The organism is Polaromonas sp., from assembly GCF_035638815.1.
Lineage (GTDB): Bacteria > Pseudomonadota > Gammaproteobacteria > Burkholderiales > Burkholderiaceae_C > Polaromonas.
The window spans coordinates 128,931-149,835 of record NZ_DASQZG010000016.1; the positions used below are offsets into that span (position 1 = coordinate 128,931).

15 protein-coding genes and 1 other RNA gene are annotated in these 20,905 nt (G+C 59.7%); 5 read left to right on the forward strand and 11 right to left on the reverse strand.

The window, feature by feature from the left end; genetic code table 11:
* Nucleotides 1-22: 22 nt before the first annotated feature.
* Both VE934_RS10855 and VE934_RS10860 read right to left on the reverse strand, forming a co-directional pair.
* A complete protein-coding gene (locus VE934_RS10855) occupies nucleotides 23-1,420 on the reverse strand; it encodes a relaxase/mobilization nuclease domain-containing protein (protein WP_324887296.1) in 1,398 nt (465 codons plus the stop codon).
* Nucleotides 1,417-1,764, reverse strand: a complete 348-nt coding sequence (locus VE934_RS10860; protein WP_324887298.1) for a plasmid mobilization protein — start codon at nucleotides 1,762-1,764, stop codon at nucleotides 1,417-1,419. Before VE934_RS10860 ends, VE934_RS10855 begins: the two co-directional genes overlap by 4 nt.
* A gap of 322 nt (nucleotides 1,765-2,086) precedes the next feature.
* Here VE934_RS10860 and VE934_RS10865 point away from each other — a divergent pair, with 322 nt between their 5' ends.
* Nucleotides 2,087-3,976 carry a DUF262 domain-containing HNH endonuclease family protein gene (locus VE934_RS10865; protein ID WP_324887300.1) on the forward strand — a complete coding sequence of 630 codons (1,890 nt, stop codon included), beginning with the start codon at nucleotides 2,087-2,089 and terminating at the stop codon, nucleotides 3,974-3,976.
* A 74-nt stretch (nucleotides 3,977-4,050) separates the two neighbouring features.
* Here the strand turns inward: VE934_RS10865 and VE934_RS10870 are convergent, their stop codons facing one another.
* From VE934_RS10870 to ompA, 9 genes are all read right to left on the reverse strand, one after another.
* Entirely contained in the window at nucleotides 4,051-4,653 is a 603-nt protein-coding gene (locus VE934_RS10870; protein WP_324887302.1) for a hypothetical protein, read from the reverse strand.
* Nucleotides 4,654-4,748: 95 nt separating this feature from the next.
* Nucleotides 4,749-6,191 carry a DNA cytosine methyltransferase gene (locus VE934_RS10875; RefSeq protein WP_324887304.1) on the reverse strand — a complete coding sequence of 481 codons (1,443 nt, stop codon included), beginning with the start codon at nucleotides 6,189-6,191 and terminating at the stop codon, nucleotides 4,749-4,751.
* Nucleotides 6,192-6,688: 497 nt separating this feature from the next.
* Nucleotides 6,689-9,400, reverse strand: a complete 2,712-nt coding sequence (locus VE934_RS10880) for a DEAD/DEAH box helicase (protein ID WP_324887306.1) — start codon at nucleotides 9,398-9,400, stop codon at nucleotides 6,689-6,691.
* 20 nt (nucleotides 9,401-9,420) lie between these two features.
* A complete protein-coding gene (locus VE934_RS10885) occupies nucleotides 9,421-10,941 on the reverse strand; it encodes a site-specific DNA-methyltransferase (RefSeq protein ID WP_324887308.1) in 1,521 nt (506 codons plus the stop codon).
* Nucleotides 10,942-11,062: 121 nt separating this feature from the next.
* On the reverse strand, nucleotides 11,063-12,757 hold the full coding sequence (locus VE934_RS10890) for a site-specific integrase (RefSeq protein WP_324887311.1): 1,695 nt from the start codon (nucleotides 12,755-12,757) through the stop codon (nucleotides 11,063-11,065).
* A 77-nt stretch (nucleotides 12,758-12,834) separates the two neighbouring features.
* Nucleotides 12,835-13,221: a transfer-messenger RNA gene (ssrA, locus tag VE934_RS10895) on the reverse strand.
* 12 nt (nucleotides 13,222-13,233) lie between these two features.
* A complete protein-coding gene (locus VE934_RS10900) occupies nucleotides 13,234-13,896 on the reverse strand; it encodes an HAD-IA family hydrolase (protein ID WP_324887313.1) in 663 nt (220 codons plus the stop codon).
* An 11-nt stretch (nucleotides 13,897-13,907) separates the two neighbouring features.
* A complete protein-coding gene (gene ubiG / locus VE934_RS10905) occupies nucleotides 13,908-14,615 on the reverse strand; it encodes a bifunctional 2-polyprenyl-6-hydroxyphenol methylase/3-demethylubiquinol 3-O-methyltransferase UbiG (protein ID WP_324887315.1) in 708 nt (235 codons plus the stop codon).
* Between the two features lie 66 nt (nucleotides 14,616-14,681).
* Nucleotides 14,682-15,314 (reverse strand): outer membrane protein OmpA, encoded by a 633-nt coding sequence (gene ompA / locus VE934_RS10910; RefSeq protein WP_324887317.1) that lies wholly within the window; start codon nucleotides 15,312-15,314, stop codon nucleotides 14,682-14,684.
* A gap of 254 nt (nucleotides 15,315-15,568) precedes the next feature.
* On the opposite strand from ompA, the gene gyrA reads away from it, so the two are divergent.
* The 4 genes from gyrA to VE934_RS10930 all read left to right on the forward strand — a co-directional run bounded on the left by gyrA (nucleotide 15,569) and on the right by VE934_RS10930 (nucleotide 20,895).
* Nucleotides 15,569-18,223: a DNA gyrase subunit A gene (gene gyrA / locus VE934_RS10915; RefSeq protein ID WP_324887319.1), complete on the forward strand. Its 2,655-nt coding sequence runs from the start codon at nucleotides 15,569-15,571 to the stop codon at nucleotides 18,221-18,223.
* On the forward strand, nucleotides 18,223-18,792 hold the full coding sequence (locus tag VE934_RS10920) for a DUF2059 domain-containing protein (protein WP_324887321.1): 570 nt from the start codon (nucleotides 18,223-18,225) through the stop codon (nucleotides 18,790-18,792). Before gyrA ends, VE934_RS10920 begins: the two co-directional genes overlap by 1 nt.
* Nucleotides 18,793-18,891: 99 nt before the next feature.
* Complete coding sequence (gene pheA / locus VE934_RS10925) at nucleotides 18,892-19,974, forward strand: prephenate dehydratase (RefSeq protein ID WP_324887660.1); 1,083 nt, start codon at nucleotides 18,892-18,894, stop codon at nucleotides 19,972-19,974.
* Nucleotides 19,975-20,013: 39 nt separating this feature from the next.
* Nucleotides 20,014-20,895 (forward strand): prephenate dehydrogenase, encoded by an 882-nt coding sequence (locus VE934_RS10930; protein WP_324887323.1) that lies wholly within the window; start codon nucleotides 20,014-20,016, stop codon nucleotides 20,893-20,895.
* Nucleotides 20,896-20,905 lie beyond the last annotated feature (10 nt).

Genomic DNA, 20,905 nt, shown 5'->3' on the forward strand with positions numbered 1-20,905 from the left:
TGTGTTGACGGTCGCGCTGGGGTCATGGCCCAGGGCCTCCTGGGCGCTTGGCGGGCGGTGCAGTGGTTCCCGGCGCGTTGCTGGTTTTCTGGGCGCGACGGTCGTGCAGACGCTCGGACAGGTTCAGGAACTTGGGCAGGACACCCACCTGCGCGGGCTTAGGCGGCTCGGGTGGACGGGGATCGGCGGGGGCAGCCGGTGGCGGGGCCACGGGCGCAGTGGATTTGGCTGGCTGGGACGGCATCGGCCCAGGCAGCGCCGGGAGGTCATTCAGGTCGTCGAGCTCGGCGAGGATCGCCGGGATGTCCTCATCGGCTGGAACGGCCCCCACCGGCAAGACCATCGTGCCCATGCCGCCACGGCGCTCTGCCATCAGCTTGTCCAGGATGATCTGTTGACGGTCGTCGCTGGCCACGATGGGGAGTTGCTGCCTCAGCGCCTCGCGCATGGCCAGCTCGATGAAGCTGCCGCTGCCAGTGAAGGTGATCGACTTCCAGCCACGGTCGATCCCCATGGCCACAATGCGCTGCGCGGCCAGCCTCTGGTCCATGCCGCCCAGGACGGTCAGCTTGCTGCCTTGGTCTGCGATCCGACCCTTCTGTTTGAAATAAAGCGTCGCGCCCTGGGGATGACGGTGAACACGGGTCAGGTCATCGCCCAGCAAGGTTTGCATCCTTTCCTGGTAGTCGTCTTCGACGATGGCCCGACGCATGGCCTGCGCCTGCTTCTTGGTCAGCGGTTCGGCCACGCTCGCGCCGGACGCCACGATGCCGGGGCTGGAGTTGACCAGCGCCAGTTCCGCCTGGTCTCGGCCTGGCTCGAAGGACTCGGGCCTAGTCGCGTCTTGCGGGTTGGCTGGATCGAAGGGGTTGGGGGGTGTGGCGCTGTTGGTCATGGGCTTGTCTCCTTGGGTGGTGGCTTCTTGTTGGTTTGCCTTCGCGCGCCTGCTCGGCTTGGGTTTGAATCCATCCGGCGACGGCACGGCGGCCAGGCCAAATTGCGCTTCGATCTGGCGCACGACGGCTTCGGACTTGCGAAAGTCGTTGGCGTCCGAGATGGTCTTGCCGTCGAAGCCGATGCGGCAAGCCATCAGGTGCATGTGCTGGTGGTCGGTGTCCTGGTGGACGACGGCGACCCATGGCGCATTGGAAAAGCCCATTGCGCCGATGTAGTGCTGGGCGATGGCCTCCCACTGCTGGTCTGTCAGCGGTGGATCGTCTGGCGCTGGACTGAGCATCAGGTGCGCCACTGCCTTGGTCAGCTTGGGATTGAGGCGGCGCAGCACGCCGAACTCCTTGGACAGCTCGCGGGGCGTGCGTCCAGCCATCACCCCGGCTACGATGCGGCCCCTACCCCGCCGCAGGAGGTAAGCCGACAGGCCCCGGAAGCTGCGCCCCTTGGCGGCTATCTTGCCGATCATGGACTGCCCTCCCGGACTCCCAGCAGCTCCATCCGCAAAAGGCGCACCTGCTCGGCAAGCTGGCTGACGACCGGGTCTATCCCCTCCGGCAGCAAGCCCGCGTTACAGGCGTGCGCAATCTGATTCAGGTTGTTGGCCAGGGGCGCCAGCTCGCGCCAGCGTTCAAGGTTTCCCGCCGATGGCGGCACTGTGATTTGTTGGCGCAGGGCCACACGCCGCAGGAACGTGGACATGGGCAGGCGGGCGGCTTGGGCGCTGGCGCGGATTTGATCGACCTCGCGCTCGTCGAGGTAGAGGTCGAACCGCTGCCGCAGTTCGCGGCTGGATTTGAGCGGACGCGGCATGGTTTGGGTCTCCTGTGGTCGCAGACCAAGCGTTCTGAGCCCGTTGAAAACGGGGGAAGAACATAGCTTGCTGCTTACCTTACCCAAGCATTCCTCTCAAAGCCTCTCGCAGCTGTCAAGCCCCGGGTTGACGAACGCCAGCTGCCCGGCCCAGGCGCTTCGGCCCTCTGCCGTCGCAAAATTTACCGCCACCTTCCAGGTGCGTGTGGTGCACGGCAAGCGAACTGCGGAACAAAAGTCGCTGTTGGCCTTCGGCTGAGCTCCTGGCGCCTAGACTCCTCATTGCTCTGCTGGGATACGATGTCTTCAACAGGAGAGACGGATGCAGGCAAATCCTCGCAGTGTCAGCGAACTATTTAATTCTCAGCTTCGGTATGTGGTGCCGATGTTCCAGCGCCTCTACGTCTGGCAGCAGTCGCCGCAGTGGGAGACGCTTTGGGAGGATGTGGTCGAAAAGGCGGCGCTGCGCATCGCCGAGATGGAGACCAATCCTCACTACCTGGGCGCCCTCATCATCGAAGGCGTGAAGCCCACCTCGCCCCGCGAAGTCAAGCGGTTCTTGGTCATCGACGGGCAGCAGCGGTTGACCACCTTGCAATTGCTTCTCTGTGCCTTTCGCGACCTGGCCCGGCAACGAGAGTGGAAGAGCATCGACAAGCCGCTCTCGCGTTACCTGGAAAACGCTGACCCCGACGTGATGGAAAAGCCCGATGAGGAGGTTTTCAAGCTCTGGCCCACCACGTTGAACCGGGACATCTTCAAGAGCGTGCTCACCTCTGGCAGCAAGGCTGAGGTCGAGACGCGACATGCCTTGGTCTACCTCGGGCGCAAGCGAAAGCCCGAGGTCCGAAGCAACCTTGTCGAGGCCTACTTGTATTTCTCGGTCCAGATCGCGTTGTGGATCGAGGGGACGGCCAAGTCCACGGAAAAGGACGCGGAGACGGTCGCGTTCACGCTGATGCAGGCCATCCAGGAGGACTTTTCAGTGGTGGAGATCACACTGTCGGACGGCGACGACTCGCAGGAAATCTTCTACTCGCTGAACTCACAAGGGCGGCCACTTTCGCAGTCTGACCTCCTCCGAAGCCTGATCTTCATGCGGGCCGAAAAGGAGAAACAGAACCGGGACCAGATTTTCGACGAGTATTGGAGCAAGTTCGAAACGCCCTTTTGGAGCGGCGAGATCAAACGCGCTGGGCGGACCTACTCCCGACTCGATCTCGGGCTCCGATACTTCCTCATCGCGAAGACCGGCCAGCTTGTGGACGCGCGCCGAGTGAACGAGGAATACCGCCACTGGATTTCCACGAAACCCTCCAAATACGCCAGCGTCCGGGACGAGCTCGCGGACTTCGTAAGGCATGGCGACGCCTATGCCCGATACGAATCGCCGCTGGCGACGACCTTGCCAGCCACCGACCTTCGGCGGGTGCTCGCCGAATTCGAGGTGTCGACGGCGTTGCCGCTGATCATGTTTCTCGAACTCGAGGCCAACCTGGCCTCCGCGCAGCTCGGTGAATGCCTGGGCATGGTCGAGTCGTTCATCGCGCGCCGCGTGTTTTTGAACGATGAGAACCGCGAATACAACAAGTTTTTCGTCGAATTGGTCGGCGCGTTGATTGGCAAGCGCGGCGTCGAGGTCGCCCCCGCGTTGCGAGCCAAGCTGCTCGCAGGCGGCGGAGGAACGCGTCGCTGGCCAACCGACGAGGACGTGATTGAGCATGCGATCAGCGAGCCCATATACAACGTGTTGAAGACGCCCGCGTTGCGCCTCATCCTCGAGCGGATTGAGTTGAGCCAACGAAACAAGAAAACGGAGAAAATGGAGGTCGCCCTGAACCTCCAAATCGAGCACGTGATGCCGCAGAAATGGTGGACGCACTGGCCGCTCCAAGGGAAGGTGATTCCGCAACAGGTGGGCGAACATCCCTTCTATGCCGAGATGGCAAACTACGCCGAGTTCAAGGAGCTGGGCGAGCCGATCCGACAGCGCAACCGGCTCGTGCACATGATCGGCAATTTGTCGTTGGTCAACGGCCATCTGAATCCAGCGGGCGGCAACGCTGGCTTTACCGTGAAGCTGGGCGAATACCGTAATTCGGTGTTGCGACTGAACCGCTATTTTTCGGAGTTCAAGGAGTGGGACGAGCAGTCGATCGCAACACGCAGCAAGCTCCTCGGCGAAGTGATCTGCTCGATCTGGCCGCGCTAGGCAAGTTTGGGCCGGACCCTGCCGGCCGCGCTCCCTGACAAACTAAGCGACCCCGGAGCCAAGGAGCCCAGGCCTCACAGACGTTTGGGGCCTGTGGACCTTCGAGGTCCCTGTTCGCTACCGCCCCCCGGCATGGGCGTGGCCCTTCCCAGATCAGCACTTCGCTGGTTCATGGCAATCCCGACAATGTTCCCCGCCACTCCTCGCTCGATCAGCGCCATCGTCGCCGAGCTGTGGGCGGGGTGAGCCTGGTTCGCGCGCGCTGCAACCTGCTGCCTGTGTTTCGCAGAAAACTTAGGATTCAGGCGCCCGTTCGAAGCAATGAAGCACGCACCCGGCATTTCACGATCCAACTGCTCCCAGATTTCCTGAGACGTTTGCGCCAGGGCGCCGCGGGGACGCGAACGCACTGAATACCCAAGCGCCGGTAATACCTTGCCGCAGTGCGCCCAACGCACCCCTGCCCTGCCCCCTGCCAACAAAGGTATGGCGTCAACCACGTCCTTCGGAGGAGGGCCGTCGTCAATTGAGATGGACAACTTCGGGAATCTCATCGCTTTGGTCTGCCGCACGCGGACAGCGCACCGCGACTTCGGGAACGTTTCCTGAATCACCTTGGCCACAAGTTCTCGGTAGTCGTCGAGGCTTGCATTCAAATCACCGTCATAGTCAAACATGGTCTTCCTTTCAACAGGCGTAATACACCCAGGCTGCGCCGCCCTGAAAACGCAATCCGGGCGGTGGGTGCGGACGCACCCACCGGGATCTGTTTTCAGGAACGGTTGCCCAGGAGCGCCCCGAGCTGGCGTCCAAGCTCACGGGCCACAGGCACGGCGATGGCATTGCCCGCGTGCTTCAAGGCATGGCCTTTGACCGGGTGGTGCGACGCCCATTCCGGCATGCCCTGCATGCGGTAAGCCTCGCGGGGCGTCAGGCTGCGGGCCTGACCGTTCACCAGATAGGTCCCCGTAGAGGCGGCCCGGCCACCGCCCGTGGCGGTCAGCGTGGCTCCGAGTCCCATGGGGCTGTAAAGGCGATAGCCTTGGGCGTCGAGCACTTCCCCGGTCTTGACCCGGCGCATGAGGCCCACTTCGGCCAAGTCGGGTTGGCGCGTTTCAGGCTCCGCACGGCTGAGCACGAACTGGCTGGCGTCCATGGTGGCCGGGACGTTGGCTTCCAGGATGTCCGCCACGCAGGCAGTAGGCTCCTGCTCTTCGGGGAATACGAAGCCCAGGATGTCATCGGTCGCGATGTCCAGGCGGATGCCCACAATGAAAGAACGCTCCCGGCTTTGGGCCACACCGAAGCCTGCGGCGTTGAGCGTGCGGTGCTGCACGCGGTAGCCGGACTTCATCAGCAGCTCCCGCACCTCGGCGGCGTCCTTGCCATCCTCCTGGGTCAGGAACTGGCGGGCGCATTCGATGATGACGACGCGGGCCTGGATTTCACGCAACAGGCGCTTGGTGTGCGCGTAAACCTTGGCGAGCACGGGGTCAGAAAAGCCTTTGCGCTTCCCTGCCTTTGAGAATGCCTGACACAACAGGCCAAGGGTGAGGATGTCGCAGGTTAGCTTGGTGCCGTCCAGCGTGCACAGGTCAAGGTGCATCTTGGTTGGCTTGACGTTTTTCAGGTAGACGGCGCTGGCCTCGGGGTCGATTTCGCAGGCCAACATCACCTCTGCGCCCAGCCCGGTCAAGCCCATGCCGAAACCACCCAGGCCTCCTGCACACAGGTCGATGACGCTCAACCCGCGCAGTGGCAGGGATTCGTCATGCATACGGGTCTGGCGGATGGCGTCAGCAGCCCAAGCGGTAACGGCATCGACCTTGCCGTGCCAGTCCTTGGTCTGCACCAGTTGGCCAAGCTGCTCATTGATCTGCCGCAGGGCCAGGTTGATGGCGTGCTCCACGGCCTCGCTGCGGCTCTTGAAGACGGCGGTCCAGCGACTAGGGAACGTGCCATCAAAAGGCAGATGCTTGCTCTGGCTACCCCATTCAGCAGCGGCGATCCAGCGGCCTTGCCCGAGACAGTGCGCGCGAACGGTGATGGTGATTCCGCCCGTGCTTACGCCGGGACGCACCAAAACAAATTGGGGCACCTCCACCACGCCACGGGCATTGAAGGGGGATGCAGCAGCAGCCACTGCTGCGGCGACGTGGGATTTTTTGAAAAAGGAGCGGCGGTTGCATCCGCCGCTCAGGGACTCGACTTTCATCGTTGGACCTCGAAGCTGGGGACAGCGACGAGCGCTGTCCAACAACTTTGAAATCCGCATCCCCGGCTGACCGTCAATGCCACCTGGCACTGACGGCTTCACCGTGCGCTCCGTGCGGGTGTGCAGACCCCCGGGTTACGCGGGCAGGCCGGACAGGCGACCCCCACCGACAAGTGGAAGCCTCCCTGACCCTTGCGGGTCTCCTGCATCGCGGACAGCTTTTTATGTGGCCGTCAAAACGATTGGGGACTCGGCCCCTAGCTTGCGGTGTGCATCACCTAGGCTATCAATCACATGTTGACCGGTGCGCAATGCGGTGGTGCTAAACATGTCCGAGTGCCGCAATTTTACGGCAGGTAGAAAAAGTTAGGAGGGTTTGAGCGCAATCTACCCATACCTTTTTGTCATTAGGCAACGGACGCCGGGTAGGCGAGAGTGAATAAATCAATATGGTTTACAAGTACGGTTCGACGGGTTCCGAACTGCACTTCCAGCCGTTAAGCGAGCTTGTGCGCAATCTGCTGGAAAACATCCCGACCCTCACCGTCCCGTTCGACCGCGAAGAGAAACAGGCAGCGCCCGCCGCTTGACTGCTCCCACTGGTGTCCCACCTGATTCTTTTCGCGCGAATCGTCGTTGGTCTTGTAGGGCTCGCCTTTGTATTCGACGGCCAGCACGCGCCCGTCAGTCAGTTCCGCGACGAAGTCGGGGTAAAAGTAGTCTGTGGACGTGGGCAACCAGAACGAGAACTTGTCCTGGCGCTCGATGTTGCGCACCCACTGCTTGACCTTGGGGTGCGCATCGACGGCCTGGGCGCAGCGGAACTCCTCGGGAACGGCTCCGGCCTGCGTTTTCTCGCGCAGGTCGTGGATGACCGGATAGAAGTGCTTGGCGAACTCGTAGCTGCCTTGATACATCTGCCGCGCCGGATACTGGCCGGGCTGGTAGTGGAAGCTGTAATGCGCCATCTGTTCCAGGCTGGGCACCGCCATGTCCAGCAGGCGCCCCTGGAAGCCCTTGGCCATGGCGAGCTGGCGCAGCCGCCCGATTTCCTTAGTCAGCGCCTGCGCCAACTGGAAACGGGCGCGGACCAGTGCCGTGAGGGTGAAGCCGCGCTCCGCCATGAGGTGGGTCGCCATCTTGACCAGATAGGCCTGCATCTGGGCTTGGCCGATGTCGGGCTGGCGCACCTCCACGTCCAGCCAGCGCACCAGGTCTTGCTGGCTGGTGTGGCTGGGGGCGGTGTTCAGTTGGAGCTGCTGGGCGTCGGTGTGCTTGTAAGTAACCTTGGCGCCGTTGACATCAATCTCGAAGGAGTTGACGGTCTCGATGATGCTGAACCCGGCAAGCTGCACCTTGTGGTCCAGCAGGCTCCAATCGCCCAAGCTGGACAGCGTTTCACGCTCCACCACTTCAAGGTGGCCGTCCACTGTCAGGCAAAGCTGCGGGATGGGTGCGAAGTCCAGGCCCAACTGGGCCGGGGCACGCATGGCCTGGCGCACGGCGCGGTGCGCGTCAAACTGCTCCTTGACCTTCTCACGGTCCTTGGGCTTCATGGTGCTGCTGATGAAGGCCTCGGCCTGCGCGAGCGTTTCGCTGCTGACATCCCCACTGAGCAACACGGTGGCGCCCTGCGTGGTGGGCCTGACCTGCACCACGGCCTTGATTTCGTCGGGCCAGTGCTGGGTGTCGGGCACCTGCGGCAGGTCGATGTGGCAGTCCGGTATGACAGGCGCGGGCGTGGCGGCGCCACCTGCACGGCCCACGGTCGTGGGTGTGCCGCCCTCGCCGCCCGCCAGCGGCAGCGCCTGCTGGGGGATGATGATCGATGCGGTTTCCAGCTTCTCAAAGCCCATGTTCTGCACCATGCGGTCTTTGAGCGTGGCTGCGGCCTGCGCGAAGTTGTCCGCGACGATGTGGGCATAGGCACGGTTCAGCGGCTCCTGCGTCCGGTTCTTGGCATAGGGCATGCGCAGCACGCGCCCCAGTAGCTGCTCCACGTCCTTGGATGAGTTGACCGATTGCAGGCTGGCCAGCACGTAGGCAAATGAGCAATCCCAGCCCTCTTTCAGGGCCTCCACGGTGATGACGTAGCGGATGGGACAGGCCGGGTCGAACAGGTTGATGCCATCCAGCTCCTTCTGGGTGCCGGTGGCCACCGCAATCTGGTTCTCAGGGATGGCCTCTTGCTCGATGAGGTGCTGGCGCACCACGGCCACGGTTGCCTCGCCGTTGATAGGCATGGCCTGCACCAGCGCGATGGGACGCAGGTAGTCCGGTTCGCGCTGGGCGATCAGCTCCAAGCGGTCGCGGGTCAGACGCGCATCGCGCAGGCATTCGCGCCAGCCCTGCGGGTGCTCGGCCAGCACGATGGGCAGCTTGATCATCTGCTCGGCCTTCAACTCAGCGGCGGCGACGTGATACAGCACGTTGTTGCCCGGCACCGGGGTGGCGGTCATCTCAATGACGCAGCTCGGGTTGACGCGCCCCAGCGATTTGAAGAACCGGTCGGTGCGGTTGTTGTGCGCCTCGTCCACGATGACGATGGGCCGTTGCAGGTGCATCCAGTTGGCCACCGAATACTTGACCCGGCCCACGTCCTTGGCGGTCAGGTAGGGCTGGCTCTGCAAGTCAGTTTCCGAGACCTTCTCCAAGCCTGCGGACAGGTTGGGCGGCAGGTTGTCGAAGTGCGGCGCCAGTTCCTCAAAGAAGGAATACACGTTGCGCTTGGCGGTGTCGGACACGTTGAAGGACTGGATGGTGGCCACGATGACGATGGCAGCCTTGCCGACATCGTGCGGGCTAATGGTCTGCAAACTTTCAAGGTCGCAAACCTGCACCCTGTCGCCGAAGTAGTGGGCGAGTGCCTGACGGTAGGGATGGCGCGCGTTCGCCAGCGCCTCGAGAGTCTGGGTGCGGATGGTGTCCGAGGGTGTGAGCCAAAGGGCTATGGGCGCATCGCTGTCCAATACGGCCTTGCCCGCCAGCGCCACCGCGTGCGCGGCCATGATGGTCTTGCCGCCACCCGTGGGCACCCGCAGGCACACGGTAGGAAGATCACCAAACAAGGGATGGTAGGTCTCGCCTGTGCGGTTCTGCGTGGCGAGTGCCGCGCCATAGGCCTCGGCTACCGGCTGGCTGCGAGCCGCCGTCAGAAAATCGGTGAGCGCGGTCAGCGCGGTCTGTTGGTAGGTTTTGAGGGTCAGCATGTTCTTCTGGTTCTCGCTGTTCAACGCATCTTCACGTCATAGGGAATCTGCTTGAAGGTGATGCCTTCCGCGCCAAGTCGCGACGCGCCCAGCCGCGACATTTCTCCATAGACCACCTTCGGCCCGTCGTGCGGGAATACCTCGTTGATAGCTTGCAGCACGGCGTGGGTCAGCACATTGCCACCAGCGGGGCGGCGGTCGCCCAGGATGCCGTTGTAAAGCAGGTAGTAGGCCGTGCCGTTGTGGACACCCAGCATGGGCGTGTCAAACATTTGCTGGCCTGGCTCTCCGGTCTCAAAGTGCCAGACATACGCGGCTAGCGTGGCGAACTTCACTTCTGCGCTGATACGGCCATCGGTATCAAAGGCGGGCTCGCCCAAGGTGCAGAAGCGGAACCCGCCGCCACCCTGCCACTCCACAGCTTTGCTAGCGCCTCCCTGCTCGCCATCTATCACCTTCTGCAAGCGCGGCAGGCAGTGAGTGCGCGCATGCTCGCCCATCTCGATACCGATGTATGGTCGTCCCATCTTGTGCGCAACTGCCGCCGTGGTGCCGGACCCAAGGAACGAATCCATCACGAGGTCGCCCGCCGATGTCGCAATTTGGAGTGCCCGCTTAACTAATGCCTCTGGTTTTGGTGTCCCAAATGACGCCTCCGCTGGGAACAGCGCTCGCATTTCATTCTTCGATGTTCGGTTGCTTCCCGCTTGTTCCTTGCGCCAAAGTGTTCGGGGGACCAGGTCCGAAACCTCTGAGAGATATCGCTTGATACTGGGCCTGGCCTCACCCTTGGGTCCCCACCAGACCCGCCCATCAGTATCCAAGTCCCTTAGCTTCTCCTCCGAAACGCGCCAATACCGACCGGGCGGCGCAGTAAAAACACGACCTGATGGACCCGTAATCGAAAACAGCCCTTTGGAATATGGCTTGTTCGCGTAGGGATCACCTGGTATCCACGGACCGCGCTCATCGTTATCGGGGTTGGTGTAAATCGAGTTTGACTCTTCCGTTCGAGGCAATTTGCTCGGCTGCCAGTCGGGGGTCCGTGAGAAAACGAAAATGTGATCGTGGTCTGAGGAAAACTGGCGCGCGGAGTTTCGAGGTGAATCCGCCTTTTCCCAAATTAGGTTGGCCACAAAACACTGCCGCCCGAAAATCTCGTCCATCATTACTTTGATGTAGTGGGCCTCGTTGTCGTCCAGCGACACCCAAATGGTGCCGTCAGCCGCCAGCAGCTCACGCAACAACACCAGCCGGGGATACATCATCGACAGCCATTGGCTGTGTTCCAGCTTGTCGTCGTAGTGCTCAAAGGCGCTCTGCGTGTTGTAGGGCGGGTCAATGAAAATGCACTTGACCCGGCCCGCGTAGAACGGGATCAGGGCTTTGAGCGCCAGCAGGTTGTCGCCCTGAATTAGCAGGTTGTCCGCGTTGGCGCCGCTAGCATCGCCATGGACCGACTCCTGTTTCAGCAAGTGATAGGGCACCTCCCTGGTGGTCTCCTTTGCTTGGTTCTTGTTCACCCAGTCTAAAAATGGCATTTACTTGTCTTTTCTTTCTCCGCGCGGGCTACTGGCACCATGCCTGCCAACCCACAAAATAAACTAAAACGGTGTACGCGAGCACCCAAAGTGCAAAGCTAAACCATGGAATCTGTAAGGGTCAGGCCCCACTGGGTCGCGCCACGCGCCTTCTGGTTGCCTTGATGCTAAATGGCTTTGGCCCGCCTTCCGGCGTTTTGCTTGGTATCGGCACCATTTTCTTCGCGGCACCCTTGCTCACCTTGGCGTGGTTGTCTTTGATCGCCTCGCTCGCATTGGCCTTGGCCCGCTGGCGCTCCTTGGTAGCCTTCAAGTTCTTGGTAAACATTCCAGGCACATAGACAGGCACGTCGAGAGTCGGCAGGGGTATGTCGTTGAGTATTGCCAGCTTTGTGTCCCAATGCAGCTCTTTGGCGTAACTCAGGTTGAACACCCCCTCCCGCTTATGCCCGGTCAGGTCAAAGATGCGGGGTTGGTCATACTGGGTCAGGTTGTTTGCCTGATCGCAGAAGTAGTGCCGAAAGCTGTGGAGCACCTTCAAGGGGTCTGTGATCTTGACCTTGTCGCGCAGGTAACCGCTGAACGAGTCAGAGACGGTGTCGCCATAGCCCGCAGCTTCTGTCCAGCGCAAGGACGGAAACACCCGATCAAACCCTAAGGCGCGAACATCGTTCAGATAGTCAATGAACCCCAAGTCGATCAACCGCCGGTGCAGCGGGATAGATCGGTTGCTGAACTTGTTTTTCAGTCTTTGGTCGGTTCTGCCGGGGCCTATGCGAACCATGATGCGCCAACGCTGCGGATGCTGTGGATCATCGTTCACGATGTCATCTAGGTAGAGCTGGGCGATTTCATTGCATCGCGCACCCGTGTAGAGTGCGATCAGCGGCGGCCAGAAGGAGTGGGGTAGTTTGCGCGACTTATATGTCTGCGGGTCAAAGATGGCAACCAATTCCGCTGTTGAGAATGCTAGCCGTATGGGGACATCCGGGTTGACGCTTGCATCCTTCTTCACTCGGGCCGCAACGGGCGAGGGTTGCCCCATGTAACGCCGCTCGTAGCAGAACTTGAAAAACGATGCCAGTCGCTCGAAGTGTCCCTTGATTGTCTCGTCGCCAATGGTTTCAACGCCACCAAAAAGCTCCACATCGTTGGCAATCTGCGCGAAGTTCCTGCCGACCCACCGATCACGATGGACCTTGATCTTTTCTGGGTTCTTGGGAAGGAGTTTGATCCGCTTCTCAAAGTGGTCAATGTCAATTGAGTCGTAATCATCAGGCGCACGGTCGCCACAGATGTCGATCAACATCTGCAACGCTCGCCGAGTAGCAGCTTGATATTTGCCGTGCGTGTTGCTCAGGTGATCGCAAAACTGCTTGGCTCTCTCGGATGCCAGCACGCCATGAGCAGGTGAGAACCGATAGGGGCCGGGCGCGGGTGCGGGTGCGGCAGCATTGGCATGCTTAACAACCGATTCCAGCTCCTCTTGTGTATCGACTTCCAGCCCTTCGATTACAGCGCCATTGGGAAAGGTCATCTTGCCCATGCGGATGAGGTCGCGCGTGCCACCCGACTGGATCGCTTTGATGATGTCCTCAACCTTGGGTTCTGGCATAGATAGCTCCTGGCGCAACTGACGATACAAATCGCCGATGGCCAGAGCATACCGGGCGGCCAACAGGCGGGCATGATCCCTGTCCCTGCTGCCAAGCGAGCGAACCAGAAAGCGCTGCCCGATATGGGGGCGCAAGTCAGCCGGGACGAAGACCCGACAGTAGAACCCGCTGGCGCGGGCCATTAGCCAAGGGGATGGCATCGTGATACCTCACGTGATACCCCTTGACCCTGTCGATTTCATGAATTTACCATGAAAATCAACAGGTTATAGCAATATGGTGGAGCTGGGGGGATTTGAACCCCCGTCCGCAAGCCTTGTTCGGGCAGATCTACATGTTTAGCGGTCTGATTTAGGTCTCGCCACCTGTGTCGCGCAGTCGCACGCTACACAGGACGCCAGCACCCTATTTTCTCGTCCCTGGTTAAGGTACCCAGCCAGGAACCAGCCGATGAAATTATCTTTACAGCCGGGAGCGTTTAACTTGCGCTAAACACCCCTTGCCCAGCCCATCGGCCTGCTGTTGTAAAGCTCACTGGCAATTAAGCAGCGAGTGCGAAACGTTCGTCGTTTGCAGTTAGTTTGTTTGAATCAGTTTTACGAGCACACTCAGCTCGACATGCACCACACCGCGTCCGAACCCACGTCGAAACCAATGCAGCCCCAAGTAGACTAGTTTAAGCCATTCGCAGCAAATACAAGAGCGCCGCTGGGGAAACGATGGTTGCATCAGCATTCCAGCTGCTTGTGTCTGTAGTACCCAGATAGCCGTACGCCGCTGCGACCGTGGGCATGCCCGCAGCCCGCCCCGCGACAATGTCACGCTCGTCATCACCAACATACACACACCGACCAGGGGCAACGCCTAGTTGCCGGGCCGCCTCCAGCAAGGGCGCCGGGTGAGGTTTTGCATGGGGCGTCGTGTCACCGCTGATGATGGTTTGAGCCGTACTGAAAAGCGGCATCTGGCGCGTCAGAGGCAGGGTAAAACGTGCTGATTTGTTGGTCACCACTCCCCATTTAAGACCGGCATGGTCAATTTTCTCAATCAATTCAGCCACGCCGTCAAACGCATAGGTGCGCTGCGTCATGCAGGCTTCGTAATTCAAGAAAAACTCTTCCTTCAGTGCGCCAAAGTCCGCATTTTCAGGTGTCATGCCGAAAGCGACTCCGAGCATGCCGCGTGCCCCGGCGCCTGCCATGGGTCGATAGTCGGTCAGAGGCAGCCCGGGCAAACCCCGGTCAGTGCGCATTTTGTCTGCGGCAGCGCCAAGGTCGGGCGCGCTGTCAATCAAGGTGCCATCCAGGTCAAATAGCACCGCATCAATATCATTGAACATCAATCGCCGTTTCAGGTCTTTTGCGTCGCCAGCAGGTAGTTAACGCTGGTGTCAGCGCTTAACCAATAGTGCTGTGTCAGCGGGTTGTATTCCATGCCCCGGGTCTGTTGCAATCCGAGTCCCGCGCTACGGCAATAGCCGGCAAGCTCGCTGGGTTTGATCAACTTGGCGTACTCGTGCGTGCCACGCGGCAAAAGATTCAACACATACTCCGCCCCAACAATAGCAAACAGGAAGGCTTTGGCATTGCGGTTAATCGTGGAGAAAAACACATGGCCGCCGGGTTTGACGAGCGCGGCGCAAGCGCGAACCACGGAAGATGGATCGGGTACGTGCTCCAGCATTTCCATGCAGGTCACCACGTCAAAATTGCCGGGTTGCTCTTCTGCAAGTGCTTCTGCACTGATTTCCCGGTAAGCAATGTTTTCAGTGTTGGCTTCCAGCGCATGAAGCTGGGCGACCTTCAGGGCCTTGGAGGCCAAATCAATCCCCAAAACGTTGGCGCCTTTGCGCGCCATGGAATCCGACAGAATGCCACCGCCGCAGCCAATGTCCACGACGCGCTGATTTTTAAGCGGAGCAATGCTTTCAATCCACCCCAAGCGCAGGGGGTTGATCTGATGCAGGGGGCGAAATTCGCTGTCCTGATCCCACCACCTGTGAGCCAAATCAGAGAATTTGGCCAGTTCGGCGGGATCGAAATTTTCGGTTGTAGGCATGGTTCAATTATCGCCCGGACATAAAAAAACCGCGCCGTAGCGCGGTTTTTTAGTGATCCGTGAGGATTACTTGGTGGCGCGGGTACCAACCACTTCGATTTCCACGCGACGGTTCTTCGCGCGGCCTTCGCCGGTCTTGTTGTCAGCAACTGGCTGTTTCTCGCCTTTGCCTTCGGTGTAAACGCGGTTTTTCTCAACGCCTTTGGACACCAGATAAGCCTTCACAGCTTCAGAGCGGCGAACCGACAACTTCTGGTTGTAGGAGTCGCTACCCACTGCGTCGGTGTGACCAACAGCAATGATGACTTCCAGGTTGATGTCCTTGATTTTGCCGACCAGGTCGTCAAGCTTGGCTTTGCCTTCAGGCTTGAGCACAGACTTGTCAAAATCAAAGAAAGCGTCAGCAGCGTAAGTGACTTTGGTAGCCGCTGGAGGAGCAGCCGGAGCAGGCGCGGCTGCGGCAGGTGCCGGAGCAGCAGGTGCTGGAGCAGCAGCTGGAACGGGGACGATAGCGCCGTCGCAACCTGGAGCGGCAGTTGCCGGGGTCCAGAAGGCATCGCGCCAGCACAACTCATTGGTGCCGTTTTTCCAGACCAGCTCATTGTTGCCGTTTTTCCAGTTGTCAATTGTTTGTGCACCAGCGGCGGTTGCAAGCGCTGCGGAAGCAAACAACATTGCCACTTTGTTGAGTTTCTTCATGGTTCTCCTCTAGAGAAAAGCCGCAGACTTGCTGCGATTGGATACACGCCGTTAAGTGACCATCACTCAAAGCGTTACAGTTATTGTGCCATACCTCATTCGCTGTTCAAGCTTGGTAGCGGCTTCGTCTGACACAGAATGCAGAAACTTTTGTTTTTGTTGCGGGAGTGCCACACCCGGTATAACGTCACGCAGGCCTTAAAATCAGCAGGCTTAAGCTTCCGCGCGTTACAAAAATCCAATTCAGGCCGTTCATGACCCAGTTTGCCAAAGAAACCTTGCCCATCAGTCTTGAAGAGGAAATGCGGCGCAGCTACCTGGATTACGCAATGAGCGTGATCGTCGGGCGCGCACTGCCCGATGCGCGTGATGGCCTCAAGCCTGTCCACAGGCGTGTCTTGTTTGCGATGCACGAGCTCAACAACGACTGGAACCGGCCGTACAAAAAATCGGCGCGTATCGTCGGTGACGTTATCGGTAAATACCACCCGCATGGCGACCAGTCCGTATATGACGCCATCGTGCGGATGGCGCAGGATTTTTCCCTGCGTCACATGCTGGTAGACGGTCAGGGTAACTTCGGATCGGTCGATGGCGACAACCCGGCAGCGATGCGGTACACCGAGATCCGTCTGGCAAAGATCGCGCAGGAAATGCTGGCCGATATCGACAAGGAAACCGTCGACTTCGGGCCCAACTATGACGGCAGCGAAAAAGAACCGCTGGTTCTGCCCTCACGCATCCCCAACCTGCTGATCAATGGTTCCGGCGGCATTGCCGTGGGCATGGCCACCAACATCCCGCCACACAACCTCAATGAGGTTGTCGACGCATGTTTGCATTTGTTGAAAAACCCGCACGCCAGCATTGACGAACTGATGGAAATCATTCCGGCACCCGACTTCCCCACCGCCGGCATCATTTACGGGATCAATGGTGTCAAGGACGGGTACCGCACGGGCCGTGGCAAAGTGGTCATGCGCGCGCGTTGCCATTTTGAGGACATCGACAAGGGGCAACGACAGTCCATCATCGTGGACGAGCTTCCTTATCAGGTCAACAAAAAGACGCTTCAGGAGCGTATGGCCGAGCTGGTGCACGAGAAAAAAATCGAGGGCATCAGCCACATCCAGGACGAGAGCGACAAGTCAGGCATGCGCCTGGTCATTGAACTCAAGCGCGGCGAAGTACCCGAAGTGGTGCTAAATAACCTGTACAAGCAGACCCAGCTTCAGGACACCTTTGGCATCAACATGGTGGCCCTGGTCAACGGCCAGCCCAAGCTGTGCAACCTGAAAGACCTGATCCAGGTCTTCCTGTCTCATCGCCGTGAAGTGGTCACACGCCGCACGGTGTACACGCTACGCAAGGCGCGCGAACGCGGGCATGTGCTTGAAGGCCTGGCCGTTGCGCTGGCAAATATTGACGATTTCATCGCGATCATTCGCAATGCACCTACGCCGCCGGTCGCCAAAGCCGAGCTCATGCTGCGCCCCTGGGACAGCAGCCTCGTGCGTGAGATGCTAACCCGCACCCGCGCAGATGGAGGCATCGTCAATGCTGACGACTATCGTCCCGACGGCCTGGAAAAGGAATTTGGCATGGGCGGTGACGGTCTGTACCGCCTGTCCGAAACGCAGGCTCAGGAAATCCTCCAGATGCGTCTGCAGCGCCTGACCGGCCTGGAGCAGGACAAAATCGTTGCCGAGTACAAGGAGGTTATGGCAGAGATCGATGATCTGCTGGACATCCTTTCACGTCCCGAGCGTGTCTCGACCATCATTGGTGAAGAGCTATCTGTGATTCGCCAGGAATTCGGTCAGACCAAGCTGGGTGCTCGCAGAAGCCATATTGAACACAGCTCGTTTGACCTCAGCACCGAAGACCTGATCACGCCCACCGACATGGTGGTGACCTTGTCTCACACCGGCTACATCAAAAGCCAGCCTCTGTCCGAGTACCGCGCACAAAAACGCGGCGGGCGCGGCAAGCTGGCAACGGCCACCAAGGAAGATGACTGGGTTGACCAGCTCTTTATTGCCAACACGCACGACTACATCCTGTGCTTTTCAAACCGCGGCCGGCTTTACTGGCTCAAGGTGTGGGAAGTTCCGGCCGGCTCACGCGGCTCACGGGGGCGACCCATCGTCAATATGTTTCCCTTGCAGGAAGGCGAAAAAATCACCGTGGTACTGCCACTGACGGGTGAAAAACGCAGCTTTCCGGCCGATCAATACGTATTCATGGCGACAAGCATGGGCACGGTTAAAAAGACGCCACTCGAAGACTTCAGCAACCCGCGCAAGGCCGGCATCATCGCCGTGGATCTTGACGATGGCGACTACCTGATCGGCGCAGCGCTGACCGACGGCAAACATGATGTGATGCTGTTCTCCGACGGGGGCAAGGCTGTCCGGTTTGACGAAAACGACGTGCGGCCGATGGGACGTAATGCACGTGGCGTGCGCGGCATGATGCTGGACGATGGCCAGGGCGTGATTGCCATGCTGGTTGCCGAGGACGAGCAGCAGAGCGTATTGACCGCAACACAACATGGATTTGGAAAACGCACTTCCATTCAGGAGTACACCCGACATGGACGCGGAACCAAGGGCATGATTGCCATCCAGCAGAGCGAGCGAAACGGCAAAGTCGTCGCCGCAACGCTGGTTCACGTCGACGATGAAATCATGCTGATCACCGACAAGGGTGTGCTGGTTCGCACCCGTGTCAGCGAAATCCGTGAGATGGGCCGCGCCACCCAGGGCGTTACCCTGATCGGTCTGGATGAGGGCTCTCAACTAAGCGGTCTTCAGCGGATCGTGGAAAATGATGCCAGTCTGGACGAAAACGAACCCGATACCGATTCAGGCCAAGCGGCCTCCACCCCCAACCCGGAACTCAATTGATGAAAAAAATCCTAGGCGCACTGCTGATCGCAGGCCTGTCCTTCTCTGCCTCCAGTCAGGCACAAGCGGTCGACCCAAAACAGGAGTGGGCCCGTAAAGTGGTCGCCCTGCAGCAGGGTCCGGATCTCGATGCTCTGGTTGCCCAGTTGGCCAATGGCGCAGCACAGCAAATGGCTGGAACCTGGACAGAACGGTTTGACACCAGTGTCCCGAAAGCCCGGCAGGCCAAGGCCTCGGAAGAATTCAATGCGGAACTGGCGAAGTTTGCGGCCGATGCCAATAAGATCATCACAGCCAAAGTGGGACAAGCCAACAGCGAGGCCCTGGTGCCCATGTACATGGAACGCTTCACGCTTGAAGAACTGCGTCAGCTCGTGACTTTTTTTGAGTCGCCCGTAGTCGCCAAGTACAAGACGGCAACTCCCGATCTGGTTAACGTGTTTGTGAAAAAACTGATCGAAACCACTCAGAGCGATATTCAGGCCCGTGCCACTCAGTTTGATGCAATTGCCGAGAAAATTGTTGGCGCGCCCAAGGCAGCAACGCCCGCAAAGCCTGCCAAGAAATAGAGTCACGTTGAGCAGCCCCGAAAGGGGCGCAATGGGCGCATGAAGACACCCCAAGCCCGAAATATCGCCGGCGAACCCGCGGCCTGCTACCCCAAAGTCATGACCCAGAATCTTCTGCAACTTCGTCAGCAAATTGATTCAGTGGATCAGCAGTTGCTCACTCTCCTGAACCGGCGCGCCACGCTGGCCAATGAGGTCGGCGAGATCAAACGCGTCGATGGTTCACCGATTTTCCGGCCGGAGCGTGAAGCACAGGTCATTCAGGGTTTGCAGACTGCCAATGCAGGCCCCCTGTCCGGCGACAGCATCTCCCATATCTGGCGTGAAGTCATGTCGGCTTGCCGCGCGCTGGAAGCGCCCCATCGGGTGGCTTATCTCGGACCCGCCGGTACATTCAGCGAGCAGGCTGCGGTTCAGTTTTTTGGGTCCAGCATCGAACACGTGCCGTGCGCGAGCTTTGACGAGGTGTTCCGCGCGGCCACTGCCGGAACGGCTGAGTTCGGTGTTGTTCCGGTCGAGAACAACACGGAAGGTGTAGTCACTCGCACGCTGGACCTGTTTCTCAATTCCCCCCTGCACGTCATCGGAGAAACCAGCCTGCTGGTACGCCATAACCTGCTGCGTCTCTCCGAATCGATGGAGGGGGTGGAGGTTGTGCTTGCTCATGCCCAAGCCTTGGCGCAATGCCAGGAATGGCTTAGCACCCATTTGCCAAACGCCGAAAGGCGCGCTGTCTCGAGCAATGCAGAAGGCGCCCGACTGGCCGCATCCGACCCCGCGTGGGCGGGAATTGCGAGCGAGCGGGCCGGTGCGCAGTTCGGTTTGCACATTGCCGCTCATGCCATTCAGGATGATGCATTCAATCGCACGCGGTTTGCCGTGATTTGCCTGCCGCAGGTACTGCGCGCACCGGAGGCATCGGGTAAAGACTGCATCAGCCTGATCGTGTCTGTGCCCAACAAACCAGGCGCCGTACACGACATTCTGGTCCCCCTCAAGACGCACGGCGTTTCCATGACGCGCTTTGAGTCCCGCCCTGCGCGGTCTGGACAATGGGAATACTTCTTTTACATTGATCTGCAGGGCCATCCTTCCCAGCCCCATGTTGCGGCGGCTCTCAAGGATCTGCAACAGCTGTGCGCGTTTTATAAAGTGCTGGGCACCTACCCCGCCGGGGACTGAAGCAATAATGAAGCAAATGCAATTAACCTTGGCACCCCCATGTTTGAACAGTTAGGCCTGATTGGCTGCGGCCTGATGGGGGGATCGTTCGCCCTGGCGCTCAAGCGCGCCGGTCTGGTGAAACGCGTCGTCGGCTACAGCAAATCGCCCTCCACCACGGAGCGCGCCCGCCAAATGGGTGTCATCGACGTCGAGGCGCCCTCTGCGCTGCTGGCTGTCTCAGGCGCCGATATCGTGCTGCTGGCGGTGCCGGTTTCGGCAACCGAAGCGTCTTTCAAGGCGATTCGCCACCTGGTCGGGCCCAAAACCCTGATCATGGACGTCGGCTCCACAAAGCGAGATGTCGTAGACGCTGCCCGCCGCGTGCTGCGCGATCATCTGGGCTGCTTTGTGCCGGCGCACCCGATCACCGGCAAAGAAGTCTCTGGCGTAGAGCATGCGGATGCGGACCTGTACAACGGCAAGCAAGTCATCCTGACGCCCATTGAACGCACCTTTACCGTGCAGCTGAAAAAAGCGGTGGACGTCTGGACCGCACTCGGTTGCCATGTCGTGAAAATGTCTCCGCAGGCGCACGACGCCGCCTATGCTGCCGTCAGCCACCTCCCGCATCTGATCGCGTTTGCCCTGATCAACAGCATCTCAGGCCAGGCCGAGGGCAAGGACTACCTGTCGCTAGCCGGCCCCGGGTTTCGTGATTTCACACGCATTGCAGCCAGCGATCCCAAAATGTGGCGCGACGTTTTAATCGCCAACAAGGAAGAGCTGCTACAGCAATCCAGAATTTTCCAGACCACCCTTCAGGAACTGGAAAAAATGATAGCCGCCGGCGACGGTGAAGCGCTGGAGCAGCGCATTGAACAAGCCAGTCACACGCGCGCCAACTGGCGAATCAGCTCACAAAAATCCTTTACGAAATAAGCGCGGGTCC

Excerpts from the sequence above, each read along its gene's own strand:
- VE934_RS10855 (WP_324887296.1), bottom strand. The coding sequence starts at position 1,420 with ATGATCGGCAAGATAGCCGCCAAGGGGCGCAGCTTCCGGGGCCTGTCG.
- VE934_RS10860 (WP_324887298.1), bottom strand. The coding sequence starts at position 1,764 with ATGCCGCGTCCGCTCAAATCCAGCCGCGAACTGCGGCAGCGGTTCGAC.
- VE934_RS10865 (WP_324887300.1), top strand. The coding sequence starts at position 2,087 with ATGCAGGCAAATCCTCGCAGTGTCAGCGAACTATTTAATTCTCAGCTT.
- VE934_RS10870 (WP_324887302.1), bottom strand. The coding sequence starts at position 4,653 with ATGTTTGACTATGACGGTGATTTGAATGCAAGCCTCGACGACTACCGA.
- VE934_RS10875 (WP_324887304.1), bottom strand. The coding sequence starts at position 6,191 with ATGAAAGTCGAGTCCCTGAGCGGCGGATGCAACCGCCGCTCCTTTTTC.
- VE934_RS10880 (WP_324887306.1), bottom strand. The coding sequence starts at position 9,400 with ATGCTGACCCTCAAAACCTACCAACAGACCGCGCTGACCGCGCTCACC.
- VE934_RS10885 (WP_324887308.1), bottom strand. The coding sequence starts at position 10,941 with ATGCCATTTTTAGACTGGGTGAACAAGAACCAAGCAAAGGAGACCACC.
- VE934_RS10890 (WP_324887311.1), bottom strand. The coding sequence starts at position 12,757 with ATGCCATCCCCTTGGCTAATGGCCCGCGCCAGCGGGTTCTACTGTCGG.
- VE934_RS10900 (WP_324887313.1), bottom strand. The coding sequence starts at position 13,896 with ATGTTCAATGATATTGATGCGGTGCTATTTGACCTGGATGGCACCTTG.
- ubiG (WP_324887315.1), bottom strand. The coding sequence starts at position 14,615 with ATGCCTACAACCGAAAATTTCGATCCCGCCGAACTGGCCAAATTCTCT.
- ompA (WP_324887317.1), bottom strand. The coding sequence starts at position 15,314 with ATGAAGAAACTCAACAAAGTGGCAATGTTGTTTGCTTCCGCAGCGCTT.
- gyrA (WP_324887319.1), top strand. The coding sequence starts at position 15,569 with ATGACCCAGTTTGCCAAAGAAACCTTGCCCATCAGTCTTGAAGAGGAA.
- VE934_RS10920 (WP_324887321.1), top strand. The coding sequence starts at position 18,223 with ATGAAAAAAATCCTAGGCGCACTGCTGATCGCAGGCCTGTCCTTCTCT.
- pheA (WP_324887660.1), top strand. The coding sequence starts at position 18,892 with ATGACCCAGAATCTTCTGCAACTTCGTCAGCAAATTGATTCAGTGGAT.
- VE934_RS10930 (WP_324887323.1), top strand. The coding sequence starts at position 20,014 with ATGTTTGAACAGTTAGGCCTGATTGGCTGCGGCCTGATGGGGGGATCG.